Annotated in this window: 11 protein-coding genes; 8 read left to right on the plus strand and 3 right to left on the minus strand. The window is 73.7% G+C overall.

What is annotated here, in order from left to right; genetic code table 11:
* Positions 1-62 precede the first annotated feature (62 nt).
* Entirely contained in the window at positions 63-1,241 is a 1,179-nt protein-coding gene (locus AB6L24_RS32990) for a cysteine desulfurase family protein (RefSeq protein WP_405661472.1), read from the plus strand.
* A gap of 157 nt (positions 1,242-1,398) precedes the next feature.
* Here AB6L24_RS32990 and AB6L24_RS32995 read toward each other — a convergent pair whose 3' ends face one another.
* Positions 1,399-2,118 (minus strand): N-acetylmuramoyl-L-alanine amidase, encoded by a 720-nt coding sequence (locus tag AB6L24_RS32995; RefSeq protein WP_405661474.1) that lies wholly within the window; start codon positions 2,116-2,118, stop codon positions 1,399-1,401.
* A gap of 61 nt (positions 2,119-2,179) precedes the next feature.
* Here AB6L24_RS32995 and mnmA point away from each other — a divergent pair, with 61 nt between their 5' ends.
* On the plus strand, positions 2,180-3,322 hold the full coding sequence (mnmA, locus tag AB6L24_RS33000) for a tRNA 2-thiouridine(34) synthase MnmA (RefSeq protein ID WP_405661477.1): 1,143 nt from the start codon (positions 2,180-2,182) through the stop codon (positions 3,320-3,322).
* A gap of 242 nt (positions 3,323-3,564) precedes the next feature.
* Here the strand turns inward: mnmA and AB6L24_RS33005 are convergent, their stop codons facing one another.
* Positions 3,565-4,524, minus strand: coding sequence for an NADP-dependent oxidoreductase (locus tag AB6L24_RS33005; RefSeq protein WP_405661479.1), 960 nt, complete (start codon positions 4,522-4,524; stop codon positions 3,565-3,567).
* A 94-nt stretch (positions 4,525-4,618) separates the two neighbouring features.
* Here AB6L24_RS33005 and AB6L24_RS33010 point away from each other — a divergent pair, with 94 nt between their 5' ends.
* Positions 4,619-5,614, plus strand: a complete 996-nt coding sequence (locus AB6L24_RS33010; RefSeq protein WP_405661481.1) for a GlxA family transcriptional regulator — start codon at positions 4,619-4,621, stop codon at positions 5,612-5,614.
* Here AB6L24_RS33010 and AB6L24_RS33015 read toward each other — a convergent pair.
* On the minus strand, positions 5,611-5,943 hold the full coding sequence (locus AB6L24_RS33015) for a DUF427 domain-containing protein (protein ID WP_405661483.1): 333 nt from the start codon (positions 5,941-5,943) through the stop codon (positions 5,611-5,613). The genes AB6L24_RS33010 and AB6L24_RS33015 overlap by 4 nt on opposite strands.
* A gap of 113 nt (positions 5,944-6,056) precedes the next feature.
* Here AB6L24_RS33015 and AB6L24_RS33020 point away from each other — a divergent pair, with 113 nt between their 5' ends.
* The 5 genes from AB6L24_RS33020 to AB6L24_RS33040 all read left to right on the plus strand — a co-directional run bounded on the left by AB6L24_RS33020 (position 6,057) and on the right by AB6L24_RS33040 (position 14,333).
* Entirely contained in the window at positions 6,057-6,596 is a 540-nt protein-coding gene (locus AB6L24_RS33020; RefSeq protein ID WP_405661485.1) for a TIGR00730 family Rossman fold protein, read from the plus strand.
* Positions 6,597-6,621: 25 nt separating this feature from the next.
* Entirely contained in the window at positions 6,622-7,311 is a 690-nt protein-coding gene (locus AB6L24_RS33025; RefSeq protein ID WP_405661487.1) for an SDR family oxidoreductase, read from the plus strand.
* Between the two features lie 29 nt (positions 7,312-7,340).
* Complete coding sequence (locus AB6L24_RS33030) at positions 7,341-8,348, plus strand: methionine synthase (RefSeq protein WP_405663503.1); 1,008 nt, start codon at positions 7,341-7,343, stop codon at positions 8,346-8,348.
* A 31-nt stretch (positions 8,349-8,379) separates the two neighbouring features.
* On the plus strand, positions 8,380-10,563 hold the full coding sequence (gene ligA, locus AB6L24_RS33035) for an NAD-dependent DNA ligase LigA (protein WP_405661490.1): 2,184 nt from the start codon (positions 8,380-8,382) through the stop codon (positions 10,561-10,563).
* Positions 10,564-12,203: 1,640 nt separating this feature from the next.
* Positions 12,204-14,333, plus strand: coding sequence for a putative bifunctional diguanylate cyclase/phosphodiesterase (locus AB6L24_RS33040; RefSeq protein ID WP_405663505.1), 2,130 nt, complete (start codon positions 12,204-12,206; stop codon positions 14,331-14,333).
* Positions 14,334-14,383: the final 50 nt, after the last annotated feature.

Below are 14,383 nucleotides of genomic sequence, written 5' to 3' on the forward strand. Positions count from 1 at the left end.
GGCGCAGACGCGCCACCGCGGGGTCGGGCTCCTCGGCCGCGGCTCGTAGAATCGTGCCCACCATGGCCTACCTCGACCACGCCGCGACCACCCCGATGCTCCCGGAAGCGATCTCGGCGATGACCGCCCAGCTCGCCGTCACCGGCAACGCCTCCTCGCTGCACGCGGCGGGCCGCCGGGCCCGCCGCACCGTCGAGGAGGCCCGTGAGGCGCTGGCCGAGTCGCTCGGCGCGCGCCCCAGCGAGGTCGTCCTCACCTCGGGCGGCACCGAGGCGGACAACCTCGCCGTGAAGGGCCTGTACTGGGCGCGGCGCTCCGGCGCGGACGGCGGGCAGGACCGCACCCGGGTCCTCGCGAGCCCCGTCGAGCACCACGCCGTCCTCGACGCCGTCGACTGGCTCGGCGAGCACGAGGGCGCCACCGTCGAGTACCTCCCCGTCGACGCGCACGGCCGCGTGCACCCCGACGCGCTCCGCGAGGCCATCGCCCGCAACCCCGAGGACGTCGCCCTCGCCACCGTCATGTGGGCCAACAACGAGATCGGCACCCTCCAGCCGGTACGCGAACTGGCCGACGTCTGCGCCGAGTTCGACGTGCCGCTGCACGCCGACGCCGTACAGGCCTTCGGGCAGGTGCCCGTCGACTTCGGCGCCTCCGGGCTCGCCGCGATGACCGTCTCCGGGCACAAGGTCGGCGGCCCCTACGGCATCGGCGCGCTGCTGCTCGGCCGCGCCCACAGCCCCGTGCCCGTGCTGCACGGCGGCGGCCAGGAGCGGCATGTGCGCTCCGGCACCCTGGACGTGCCCGCCGTCGCCGCGTTCGCCGTGGCCGGGCGGCTCGCCGCCGAGCGCCGCGAGTGGTTCGCCCGGGAGATCGGCGCGCTCCGCGACGAGCTGGTCGCGGCCGTGCGCGCCGCCGTCCCCGACGCCGTCCTCGGCGGCGACCCGGACCCCGCGGGGCGGCTCCCCGCCAACGCCCACTTCACCTTCCCCGGCTGCGAGGGCGACTCGCTCCTGCTGCTCCTGGACGCCCAGGGCATCGAGTGCTCCACCGGCTCGGCCTGCACCGCGGGCGTCGCCCAGCCCAGCCACGTCCTCCTCGCCACCGGCACCGACCCGGACCTCGCCCGCGGCACCCTCCGCTTCTCCCTCGGCCACACGTCGACGAAGGAGGACGTGGAGGCGGTGGCGGCGGCGATCGGCCCGGCCGTGGAGAGGGCACGGACGGCGGGCCTGAGCTAGCGCGTCCGCTGCGGCGCTCTGAGCCCCGCGGGCAGTCTGTCCGGCGGGGGGAAATCAGCCCCTCCGGCGTTTGAGGAGCGGGGTCTGGGGCGGAGCCCCAGTTACGGGAAGGGGCGGGGTTGGGGAGCTCCCAGCCGGGCCCCGCACCGCGGACCAGCTAGGCAGGCGTCCCGGTCCGCGCAGGCCGACTGGGCCGATCCCGTTCCCGCCGCACAAGCCGCAGATACCGCTCCCAGTCCCAGTGCGGCCCCGGATCCGTGTGATCCGTCCCCTCCACCTCCACATGCCCGATGATGTGCTCCCGGTCCACCGGAATGTCGTACCGCCCGCAGATCCCCGCCGTGAGTCGCGCCGACGCCTCGTACATCGCGTCCGTGAACGACTCCTTCTTGTCCACGAACCCTTCGTGCTCGATCCCCACACTGCGCTCGTTCATGCTCCTGCTGCCCGCGTGGAACGCCACGTCGAGCTCACGGATCATCTGGGCGATGTGGCCGTCCTTACGGACCACGTAGTGCGCGGCGGCGCCGTGGCCGGGGTCCTTGAAGACCTTCAGGGCGGTGCGGTAGCCGCCCTGCACGACGTGGATGACGACGCGGTCGATCTCGTAGTCGTCGGGGCGGTCGGCCCGCCGCCAGTTCGCGGAGGACGCCGCTATCCACTGCGCGCCCCGTGCGTCGACCGCGCCCTCCTCGCGCCCCTTCTCCACCCCGGGAATCCGCCACCACAGGCGCCCCAGCTCGTCGCGGGCGACCACGGCGGCGACCGTGCCCACGGCGACCGTGCCGCCGAGCAGCAGGGCCCGCCGACTGATCGCGCGCTCTGGCGGCTCGGCCTTCCCGCCGTCCTCGGTGCTCTCCGTCTTCTCGTCCCCCATGTGATCCTCAACGCATACTCAGGGGCGCCGGGTTCCCGCGGACCCGTACCCTGTTAGGGCTATGACTTCGCAGATCCCGTCGGCACCGCCGCGCACCAGCCGCCCGCTCCGTGTCCTCGCCGCCATGTCCGGCGGGGTGGACTCCGCCGTCGCAGCCGCCCGTGCCGCCGAAGCCGGGCACGACGTGACCGGCGTGCATCTGGCGCTCTCGGCGAACCCGCAGTCGTTCCGCACGGGCGCGCGCGGCTGCTGCACCATCGAGGACTCGCGCGACGCCCGCCGCGCGGCGGACGTCATCGGCATCCCGTTCTACGTGTGGGACCTCGCCGAGCGCTTCCGCGAGGACGTGGTCGAGGACTTCATCGCCGAGTACGAGGCGGGGCGCACCCCGAACCCGTGCCTGCGCTGCAACGAGAAGATCAAGTTCGCGGCGCTCCTGGACAAGGCTCTCGCCCTCGGCTTCGACGCGGTCTGCACCGGCCACTACGCCCAGGTGATCACGGGCGCGGACGGGGTGCGCGAGCTGCACCGCGCCTCGGACATGGCCAAGGACCAGAGCTACGTCCTCGGGGTGCTCGACGACCGGCAGCTCGCGCACGCGATGTTCCCGCTCGGCGACACCGTCACCACGAAGGACGAGATCCGCGCGGAGGCCGAGCGCCGGGGCCTCGCCGTCGCCAAGAAGCCCGACAGCCACGACATCTGCTTCATCGCGGACGGCGACACCCAGGGCTTCCTGGCCTCGCGCCTCGGCAAGGCGGAGGGCGACATCGTCGACGAGTCCGGCGCGGTCGTCGGCAGCCACGAAGGTGCCTTCGGGTTCACGATCGGGCAGCGCAAGGGGCTGCGGATCGGGACGCCCGCGCCCGACGGCAAGCCGCGCTACGTCCTGGACATCTCCCCGGTCGACAACCGCGTGACGGTCGGTCCCGCCGCCGCCCTCGACGTGACCGCCCTGACGGCCGTCAAGCCGCGCTGGTGCGGTGCCGCTCCCTCCGGGGCGGGCACCTATACCGCGCAGCTGCGGGCCCACGGTGGTGAGACCGAGGTCACCGCGGAGCTGGTCGGCGACCGGCTGCACGTGAGCTTCACCGAGCCGGTGCGGGGGGTCGCCCCCGGGCAGGCGATCGTTCTTTACGACGGCTCGCGGGTCGTGGGCTCGGCGACGATCGCCGCGACCGAGCGGGCCGCGGCCCTGGCCTGAGGCCTGGCGGCCTCGGCCCGGGCTTCTGGGGCTGCGCCCCTCTCCCCCCGATCGACGCTCCGCGCCTCGTCCTCAAACGCCGGACGGGCTGAAATCCCGCAACGCCGGACGGGCTGAAATCCCGCCGGACGGCGGCCGGGAATCTGCGCCGGACGCCGGCCGAGGGGGAATGAGCCCGTCCGGCGATTGAGGACGAGCCGCGGAGCGGCGATGCGGGGGAGAGGGGCGCAGCCCCATAGGCGTCACGCCACCGTGAGGACCAGCTTGCCCTGGGTGCGGGACAGTTCGCCCACGGCGTGTGCCTCGGCGGCCTGCGCCAGCGGGAAGGTCGCGGCGACCTCGGCGCGCAGCCGCCCCTCCGCGACCAGCCGGGCGATCTCCAGCATGCCGTGCCGGTCCGGCTCCACGATGGTCCAGCCCGTGTGGACGCCCGCCTGGCGCGCCCGCTCGGCGTCGGGGAGGCCGCCGGGGTCGGGCAGCGTCACCAGGTGGCCGCCGCGCCGCAGCACGGGCAGGGAGCGGTCTCCGTAGGCGCCGCCGACGCCGTCGAGGACCACGTCCACGTCGCGCACGGCCTCGGTGAAGTCCGTGGTCGTGTAGTCGATCAGCTCGTCCGCACCGAGGGACCGCAGGAAGTCGTGCTTGTCGGCGCGCGCCGTCCCGATGACGTACGCGCCCTGCGCCTTGGCGATCTGCACGGCGAGGTGGCCGACGCCCCCGGCCGCCGCGTGGATCAGGACGCGCTGGCCCGCGCGCAGCTCCGCGGTCTCGATCAGGCCCTGCCAGGCGGTGAGCGCCGCAAGGGGCAGCGCCGCGGCCTCCACGTGGTCGATGGCCGCGGGCTTGCGGGCGAAGCGCCGCGCAGGGGCGACGACGTACTCGGCGTAGCCGCCCGCCTGCTCCGGGAAGCGCGGCATGCCGAACACCTCGTCACCGGGCGCGAACAGCGTCACCCCGGGGCCGACGGCCTCCACCGTGCCGGACACGTCGTAGCCGAGGATCGGGGTGTCGCCCCACGTCCCGAACTCACCCGCGGCCCGCGTCTTCCAGTCCACCGGATTCACCCCCGCCGCGTGCACCTTCACCAGGATCTCGGTGATCCCGGGCTCGGGGCGGTCCACCTCCACGGGGACGAGGACATCGGGGGCACCCCACGCGCGCGGGCTGACGGCACGCATGGTGGCGGTCGTACGGGAGCTCATTGATCTGGTCCTTTCTGGTGAGCGACCACCAGAGTGCGCCCGCCGGACAGCTCGCGGTGCTGGCAGTTTGGCCATCATGTGACAGAATCCGGCCATGGCATCCCGCAGCACGCACCGCGTCGTCGTCCTCGCCCTGGAGGGTGTGTACGCCTTCGAGCTGGGCATCGCCTCGCGGGTCTTCGGCAGCGCCCGGGGCACGGGGGGACGCCCCCTGTACGACATCGTGGTGTGCACGGTGGACGGCCGCCCTGTGCGCACGGAAGCGGGCTTCTCCGTAGCCGTCGAGCACGGACCCGAGGCCCTGGAGAGCGCCGACACGGTCGTGATCCCCCCGACGAGCGAGCTCGACAAGGGCCTGGCCGGCGACACGCTCCCGGAGCCGGTCGCCGCCGCGCTCGGCCGGATCAGGACCGGCGCGCGCCTGGTGTCGTTCTGCAGCGCCTCGTACGTGCTCGCCGCCGCGGGACTCCTCGACGGGCGCCCCGCGACGACCCACTGGCACGTCGCCCCGCACTTCCAGCGCACCTACCCGCGCGTGCGCGTCGACGAGGACGTGCTCTTCGTGGACGACGGCGACATCCTCACCTCGGCCGGCGTGGCCGCCGGGGTCGACCTGTGCCTGCACCTGGTCCGCCGCGACCACGGCAGCGCCGTCGCCAACCTCGTCGCGCGCACCTGCGTCGTGCCGCCCTGGCGCGACGGCGGGCAGGCGCAGTACATCGAACGGCCCGTCCCCGAGGCGACCCTCGCCACGACGGCGGACACGCGCGCGTGGGCGCTGCAGCGGCTCCAGGAGCCGCTGACGCTGGGCGACCTCGCCGACCACGCGCGCATGAGCCTGCGCACGTTCACGCGCCGCTTCCGCGACGAGGTGGGCACCACGCCCGGCCGCTGGCTCACCGCCCAGCGCCTGGAGCTGGCCCGCCACCTCCTGGAGGCCAGCGACCTGCCCATCGACCTGGTGGCCCACCGCGCGGGCTTCGGCACCGGCAACTCGCTGCGCCAGCACATGCGGTCCGTACTCGGCGTCTCTCCGGCCGCCTACCGCAGGACGTTCACGGCGACGGCGCCCGCGACAGTGGTCGCCTAGGCGGCCGGCACCTCCTCCACCTCGTAGAAGCAGAAGTGGTCCTTGATCTGCGCCACTTCGGGCTTCGGGTCCGGGTACGCCCACACGGCGTCCGGGGCGTCCGGCAGCGACCAGTAGGACGCCGTTCCCTTGAAGGGGCAGTACGTGTGCGTGTCGGACGGCTTCAGGAGGTCGGTGCGCACGTCCTCCGGAGGCAGGTAGTAGCGCACCGGGAAGCCCGTCTCGCGCAACAGGAGCGGGCGCTCGCTCTCGGCCACGACCTGTCCGTCCCGCGTCACGCGCACGTGCCGGCTGCCCTGCTCGACGGTGATGCGGTGTCCCTGGGTCACGGTGGTGCCCTTCCGTAGGAGTCGTCTCTCCGGTTCAGCGCGCCCAGGGGGGCCGTTCTTCCCGGTTCCGGGGTACTGCCGGGGCGCCGGAGCCGGAACGTACGGTGGACGCCATGAACATCTGCGTCTTCCTCTCCGCCGCCGACCTGCCCGAGACCTACACCCGCCCCGCCCGCGAGTTCGCCGAGCTGCTCGGCAAGGGCGGCCACACGCTGGTGTGGGGAGGCTCGGACGTGGGCCTGATGAAGGTCGTGGCGGACGGCGTGCAGGAGGCCGGCGGCCGCCTCGTGGGCGTCTCGGTCGACTTCCTCGCCGCCAAGGCCAGGCCCGGCGTCGACGACATGGTGATCGCCAAGGACCTCGCCGAGCGCAAGGCCCTGCTCCTGGAGAAGGCCGACGCCGTCGTGATCATGGTCGGTGGCACCGGCACCCTGGACGAGGCCACCGAGATCCTGGAGCTGAAGAAGCACGGCAGGACCACCAAGCCGGTGGTGCTGCTCAACTCCGGAGGGTTCTACGACGGGTTGAAGGAGCAGTTCCGCCGCATGGAGGCCGAGGGCTTCCTGCCGGTGCCGCTGACCGATCTGGTCTTCTTCGCGGAGGAGCCGGTGGGTGCCCTCGCGTACCTGGAGGAGGCCATGGGCACGCGCTGACCGGCCGCAATGGGACCATGGGCCCATGGCAACTCATGTGATCACCGGGGCGGGCTCCGGCATCGGCGCGGCCGTCGCCCGCCGCCTCCACGAGCGCGGGGACACCCTCGTGCTGCACGCGCGCGACGCGGGCCGCGCCAAGGAGCTCGCCGCCGAGTTCCCGGGCGCGAGCACCCTCGTCGGTGACCTCGCCGACCCCGACAAGCTCTCCTGGGCCTTCTCGCACCAGAGCCTGCCGGACCGCGTGGACTCGCTCCTGCACATCGCGGGCGTCGTCGACCTCGGCCCCGTCGGCGACCTCACCCCGAAGGCCTGGCGCCACCAGCTGAACGTCAACCTGATCGCGCCCGCCGAGCTGACCCGGCACTTCCTGCCCCAACTCCGCGTCACCCAGGGCCACGTGATCTTCGTGAACTCCGGCGCGGGCCTGCGCGCGAGCGCCGAGTGGTCGGCGTACGCGGCCTCCAAGCACGGCCTGAAGGCCCTCGCGGACTCCCTGCGGGGCGAGGAGCACGGCAACGGCGTGCGCGTCACCTCCGTCTACCCCGGCCGCACGGCGAGCCCCATGCAGGCCAAGGTGCACCAGCAGGAGGGCAAGGAGTACGACGCCGCCCAGTGGATCGACCCCGAGTCGGTCGCCACGACGATCGTGATGGCCCTCGACCTGCCGCGCGACGCCGAGGTCAACGACCTGACGGTGCGGCCCGGACGGTGAGCGGCGCGGTGAGCGAGGCGGTCGGCGGTATGCGGTGGGGCGGCGCCACCGGCGTCGGGTCGATGCCCGGGGGCGACGCCCGCGAGACGGCGAAGACCGTGACGGGCACCTTCGAAGGTGCCGCCGGGGCCGAGCGCGGCATGCCGTACCTGGCCGAGCTGCCCGCGCGCGGACCCGGCGCCGACATGATCGGCCGCACGGCCGGGATGCTCGTCGAGCTGTACGCGCGCGTGGAGCCCAGCGGCTGGCGCCTCGGCGACCGGCCGGGGCGCGACACGCGCCGCGCGGCGTCCTGGCTCGGCGAGGACCTGGACGCCCTGGAGGAGTTCACGCAGGGCTACGAAGGCCCGCTGAAGGTCCAGGCCGTCGGCCCCTGGACGCTCGCGGCCGCCCTGGAGCTGCGCAACGGCGAGGCCGCGCTCTCCGACCCCGGCGCCTGCCGGGACCTGGCCGGATCCCTCACGGAGGGGCTGCGCGGCCACCTCGCCGAGGTCAAGCGGCGGGTGCCGGGCGCGGACCTCGTCCTGCAGCTCGACGAGCCCTCGCTCACCGCCGTGCTGCGCGGACAGATCAGGACCGCGAGCCAGTACCGCACGCACCGTGCCGTGGACCGGCAGCTCGTCGAGAGCGCGCTGCGCGACGTCCTCGCCGTCCACGACGGCCCGGCGCTGGTGCACTCCTGCGCGCCCGACGTACCGTTCGCGCTGCTGCGCAGGGCGGGCGCGGACGCCGTGTCGTTCGACTTCTCGCTGCTCACCGAGCGTGATGACGAGGTGCTCGGCGAGGCGGTCGAGGCCGGCACGAAGCTGTTCGCCGGTGTCGTGGCGGGCACGGACGGCCCATTGTCAGACCCTGCCGGTAGCGTCATGGGTGTCAGGACGCTGTGGCGCAGGCTGGGGCTGAATCCGGGGTCACTCGCGGAGTCGGTCACGATCACGCCGTCGTGCGGTCTCGCGGGTGCTTCGCCCGCATATGCCCGTGCGGCGCTCGCCCACTGCGTACGGGCGGCGAGATCACTCGCGGACAACCCTGAGTAACTGGGTCTGAAGGTAACGGGAGGACGAGACGGTGGCTGTCGAACAGGAAGGCACGGTGCCGGCCGAGGCACGCGACGAGCATGCCCAGCTCGCCGAACAGATCGAGGAGCACCGCTTCCGGTACTACGTGAAGGACCAGCCGGTCGTCAGCGACGCCGAGTTCGACAAGCTCCTCCGCACGCTGGAGGCCCTGGAGGAGCGGTACTCGGAGCTGCGCACGCCGGACTCCCCGACCCAGAAGGTCGCCGGGTCCTACGAGACCGACTTCGCCTCCGTCGAGCACCGCGAGCGGATGCTGTCCCTCGACAACGCCTTCGACGACGAGGAACTGGCCGCCTGGGCCGACCGCGTCGCCAAGGAGGTGGGCACCGGCGACCACCACTTCCTGTGCGAGCTGAAGATCGACGGCCTCGCGGTCAACCTGACGTACGAGAACGGCCGTCTGACCCGCGCCGCCACCCGCGGCGACGGCCGCACGGGCGAGGACATCACGCCCAACGTCCGCACCATCGCGGACATCCCCGAGCGGCTCCAGGGCGACCGCGTCCCGGCCCTCGTCGAGATCCGCGGCGAGGTCTTCTTCCCGATGGAGAAGTTCCAGGAGCTGAACGCCCGCCTGGTGGCGGCCGGCGACAAGCCCTTCGCCAACCCGCGCAACGCGGCGGCGGGTTCGCTGCGCCAGAAGGACCCCCGGGTGACGGCGACCCGCCCGCTGCACATGGTGGTGCACGGCATCGGCGCCCGCGAGGGCTTCGACATCGACTGCCTGTCGCACGCGTACGACCTGCTGCGCGAGTGGGGCCTGCCCACCGCCAAGCACAACAAGGTGGTCGACGGCCTGGACGGCGTCCGCGAGTTCATCACGTACTTCGGCGAGAACCGCCACTCCGTGGAGCACGAGATCGACGGCGTCGTCGTCAAGCTCGACGAGATCCCGCTCCAGGGCCGCCTCGGCTCCACCTCCCGCGCCCCCCGCTGGGCCATCGCGTGGAAGTACGCGCCCGAGGAGGTCAACACCAAGCTCGTCGACATCAGAGTCGGCGTCGGCCGCACCGGCCGCGTCACGCCGTACGCCGTGGTGGAGCCCGTCACCGTCGCCGGCTCCGAGGTCGAGTTCGCCACCCTGCACAACCAGGAGGTGGTGAAGGCCAAGGGCGTCCTCATCGGCGACACGGTGGTGCTCCGCAAGGCGGGCGACGTCATCCCGGAGATCCTCGGCCCGGTCGTCGACCTGCGCGACGGCAGCGAGCGCGAGTTCGTGATGCCCGCCGAGTGCCCCGAGTGCGGCACGGCGCTGCGGCCCATGAAGGAGGGCGACATCGACCTCCGCTGCCCGAACGGACGGGCGTGCCCCGCCCAGTTGCGCGAGCGCCTGTTCTATCTCGCGGGCCGCAAATGCCTGGACATCGAGAACTTCGGCTACGTCGCCGCGGCCGCGCTCACGGCCCCGCTGGAGCCCCCCACGCCGCCCATCGTCAACGAGGGCGACATCTTCGACCTGAAGGTCGAGGAACTCCTCCCGATCAAGTCCTACGTCCTCGACCAGAACACGGGCCTGCCCAAGCGCGACCCCAAGACCGGCGAGGACAAGGTGGTGTTCTTCTTCGCCAACCAGAAGGGCGAGCCGAAGAAGAACACCCTCGCCATGCTGGAGAACATCGCCGCGGCCAAGGAGCGCCCGCTCGCCCGCGTCCTCACCGGCCTCTCCATCCGGCACGTGGGCCCCGTCGCGGCCGAGGCGCTGGCCCGTGAGTTCCGCTCCATCGACCGCATCGAGCAGGCCACGGAGGAGGAGCTGACCAACACCGACGGCGTCGGTGAGATCGTCGCGAAGTCCCTCAAGGAGTGGTTCGCCGAGGACTGGCACCAGGAGATCATCCGCAAGTGGCGCGCCGCCGGCGTCCGGATGGAGGAAGAGGGCGGCGGCGAGGACGAGGGGCCGCGTCCCCTGGAAGGACTCACCGTCGTCGTCACGGGCACCCTGGCGACCCACACCCGGGATGGCGCGAAAGAGGCGCTGCAGAGCCGCGGAGCGAAAGTCACCGGTTCCGTTTCAAAGAAGACGGGATTCGTCGTGGTGGGGGACAACCCCGGCTCGAAGTACGACAAGGCCATGCAACTGAAGGTTCCGGTTCTCAATGAGGACGGCTTCGCCGTCCTGCTCGAACAAGGCGCGGACGCCGCTCGGGAAGTCGCACTTCCGGCCGAAGAATAGCGGTTGAAGGCCACCCGTTCAGCGCATATCAGATGCATACGGGTGGCCGGGTCGCATTCGGGCAACCGTAGACGACCGCTGCCCGTGGAAGCCTTCTGCGGCCTACTGTTGAGGTGTGCGCCTGCCGTGCCCCGCTGCGGATGGGGTCTCCCCTGCTCGTCGAGAGCCGGGGCAGGGTTTTCGGACGCGGCTGTCCAGGGATCTTCAAGTCCGCGTGGCTCCGCGTGGCGTGGGCACCGCCGGCTGTGAGAGGGACGGGAATGGAACCGACCGAGAGCGTCGCCCCGGACTCATGGCTGCGGTCGCGCCTGCGGCGCGTGCTCGGCGCCCGGCGCGGGCGTGCGCGCGACACGGTGCGTGACCCGAATGACGCCGCGGCCGCGCGGGTCGACGCGGTGCCCGGCTTCCGTCCCCGCGAGCGCGCCTGGACCTCGGGCGGCGCGGACGCGGACGCGATCCTCGGCCGGGCGGCCGTTTCCGGCCCCGATGCGGCCCCGCAGGAGGAAGTAACGGGCATACGGGGTAAGCCAGTTGGTGAGGGACCGGAGCCGGGCGGACGACGGGCGCCTGTGCGGGGAACCGGCGGTCACGGAACTGCGGTCCCGGCGGAGGCTGGCGTGACGGCGAGTGCCGAAGGTGAACGGCGGGGTGCGGGTGGCCACGGTGCGCCCTGGCCCGGCGGGGACGAGACGGACACTGCGGCGGACGGCACGCCGCCCGCCGCGTCACCGGCCTTGCGGGCGACGGGAGTTGACGCCCCGTCGGGTGTCGGATTCGCCGAGGGCGCGGCGGTGGGCGCGGTGAACGTGCGCGGTGCGGTGAGTGCTTCGGGTGCGGTTGGGGGTTCGGGTGCGGTGTCGCCTTCCGGCGCGGTCGTGGGTTCGGGTGCGGCCGTTGGTCCGGGTGCGATGAGTGCTTCGGGCGCGGCCGTTGGTCCGGGCGTGGCGGCCGCTTCCGGCGCGGTTGTGGGCTCGGGTGCGGTGACGCCTTCCGGCGCGGTGGCTGCTTCGGGTTCTGTGGTGGCTTCTGGTGCGGTGGCGGCGTCGAGCCCCGTCGTGGCTTCTGGTGCGGTGGCGGCGTCGAGCCCCGTCGTGGCTTCTGGTGCGGTGGCGGCGTCGAGCCCCGTCGTGGCTTCCGGTGCGATCGCGGCCTCGGGGCCCGTGTCGGCTTCCGGCGCGCCGGCGGCTTCCGGTGGCGGGAGCCCGGCCGTGCTCGCGACGGCCGGCGCCGGGTTCGGTGACGGCGCGGGAGCCGGTCCCGCGGGTGCGCGGGGCGTTGCGGGTGGCTCCGAGGGTCCCGTAGGCGGCATTGGCAGCGGTGCGGGCGGTGACGCCGGGAGCGTCCTGAGCGCGGTGGCCGGGGTCGGTGGTGGCGCTGGGGCCGGGGGCGGCGGCGGTGCCGGTGGCGCGGCTGGTGCCGCTGGTGTCGGTACAGGTGGCGGCGGTGTCGGTGCGGGTGGTGCCGGGACCGGCGGGGTCGGGGCCGGCTCGGTCGGCACCGGCGGTTCCGGGAGCGGTGGGGTCGGCGGTGGTGCCGTCGGCGGGGACGCCCCGACCGCCCGGGGGACCCTGCGCGGCGGGGCGGACTCCTCGGGCGGCGGTGCGCGGCGCGGGCTGTGGCGCGGCGGGCGCGGGACGGACATGCGGGGCCAGGGCGCCCTCGACGGGTCCGGCGTGGACGGGGGCGCGGACGAGGACGAGGGGCGCGGGAGCTGGCAGCTGCTGCCCGCGGCCGTCGTCGCGGCGGCCGCCGTCGTCCTCGGCACCGGCTTCTTCCACGCGTTCACCGGCGGCCACCCGCTCTTCCCCTCCGGCACGGTCGGCTGGTCGCTCGCCGTCCTGACCGGCCTCATCGTCGGCCACCTCGTCGCGCTCGGCCGCGATCGCTGGTGGGGCGGCACGGGCTCCGGCGGCGCGCTGACCGTCGCCGTACTCCTGCTGTACGGCTGGATGCCCGCGGGCATGGTCAGCCTCACGGTCGTCGTCCTCGTCGGCGTCGCCCGCCGCCACCGCTGGCGACAAGGTGTGCTGCACGGCGCCGTCGACATCCTCGGCATCGGCGCGGGCGCCCTCACCCTCGCGGCGTTCGGCACGGCGCCCGCGGCCGACTCCCCCTGGAACCCGGAGAGTTGGGACCTCTACACGGCACCCGAGGTCGCCCTCGTCGCCGTCGCGTACCTCGCCGTCACCCGCGTCCTGCTCTGGTACGTCCACGCCCCGCGCACCGGCGCCCTGCCCACGGTCACGCGCACGGCGCTGGTCCGACAGGGCCTGCTCGGCGTGGCCCTGCTCGGCATCGCGCCGCTGATCTGCGTCGTCGCGATGTCCCTGCCGCTGCTCCTGCCCCTGTTCACCATCCCGCTCGTCGCCCTGGACTCGACGCTGTGGATCGCGCGCGCCAGAGCCGAGGAGCAGCTGCGGGACCCGCTGACCGGACTGCCCAACCGGCAGTGGCTCCTGGAGCGGACCTGGACGGCCCTCGACGACGCGGAGCGCATCGGCGCGCGCTCCGCCCTGATGCTGATCGACATGGACCGCTTCCGCTCGGTCAACGACACCCTCGGCCACCTCGCCGGTGACCGCCTGCTGCTGCAGATCGCCGACCGGCTGCGGCTCGCCCTGCCGCGCGGCGCGGAGGCGGCCCGGCTCGGCGGCGACGAGTTCGCGGTGCTGCTCCCCGTCGCCGACTCCACCACGTCGGCCACACGCGTCGCCCGCTCCCTGGTCGCCGCCCTCGGCTCGCCCCTGGACCTGGACGGGCTCACCCTCGTCCTGGAGGCCAGCGCCGGGCTCGCCGTCTTCCCCGACCACGCGCTCGACGCCGAGGGCCTGCTCCGGCGGGCCGACGTGGCGATGTACCAGGCCAAGCGGGACCGCACGGGCGTAGAGGTCTACGAGTCCAAGCGCGACTCCAACACCCCCGACCGGCTCGGCCTCCTCGGCGATCTGCGCCGCGCCCTGGACGCGGGCGACGTGGAGCTGCACTACCAGCCGAAGGTCCGCTTCGACGGGCAGGTCGCCGGCCTCGAGGCGCTGGTGCGCTGGGTGCACCCGGAGCGGGGCAAGGTGCCGCCGGACGAGTTCATCGCCATCGCCGAGTCCTCGGGCCTCATGCCGCACCTCACGGAGTACGTCCTGGAGTCCGCGCTCGCCCAGGTCGCCAGGTGGCGTGCGCAGGGCCTGAAGGTCCCGGTCGCGGTGAACGTGTCGCCGCGCGACGTGCACACCCCCGGCTTCGCGGGCGCCGTCGCCGCGCGCCTGGCCCGGCACGGGGTGCCCGCGGGGGCGCTCCAGCTGGAGATAACGGAGCACGTCCTCCTGGAGGACCCGCAGCGCGCCGCCGACACCCTCGCCGGGCTCACCGGCCACGGCGTGAAGATGTCCCTCGACGACTTCGGCACGGGCTACTCGTCCCTGGTGCACCTGCGCCGCCTGCCCGTCAGCGAGCTGAAGATCGACCGGTCGTTCGTGGCCCGGCTCGCCGTCGACAACGAGGACGCCGAGATCGTGCGCTGCACGGTCGACCTCGCGCACTCACTCGGCCTGCTGGTCGTCGCCGAGGGCGTCGAGGACGACGAGACCTGGGAGCGCCTGCGCGACCTGGGCTGCGACGCCGTCCAGGGCTGGCTGGTCGCCGCCGCGATGCCGCCGAACGAGACGACGGCGTGGCTGCGCACCCGCGGCGAACGCGGCTGGCACCGCGCGGTGGACCCCCCGGCCACCCCCGCCCCGGAGACCCCGGACCCGTCCCCGACCCGAGCGGCCAAGTGACGTAGCGACCACCCCGCCCCGGGGCCCCACCGCGCTCGGAGCCCCGGAGC

This window comes from Streptomyces sp. RK9, from assembly GCF_045070545.1.
GTDB lineage: Bacteria > Actinomycetota > Actinomycetes > Streptomycetales > Streptomycetaceae > Streptomyces > Streptomyces alboflavus.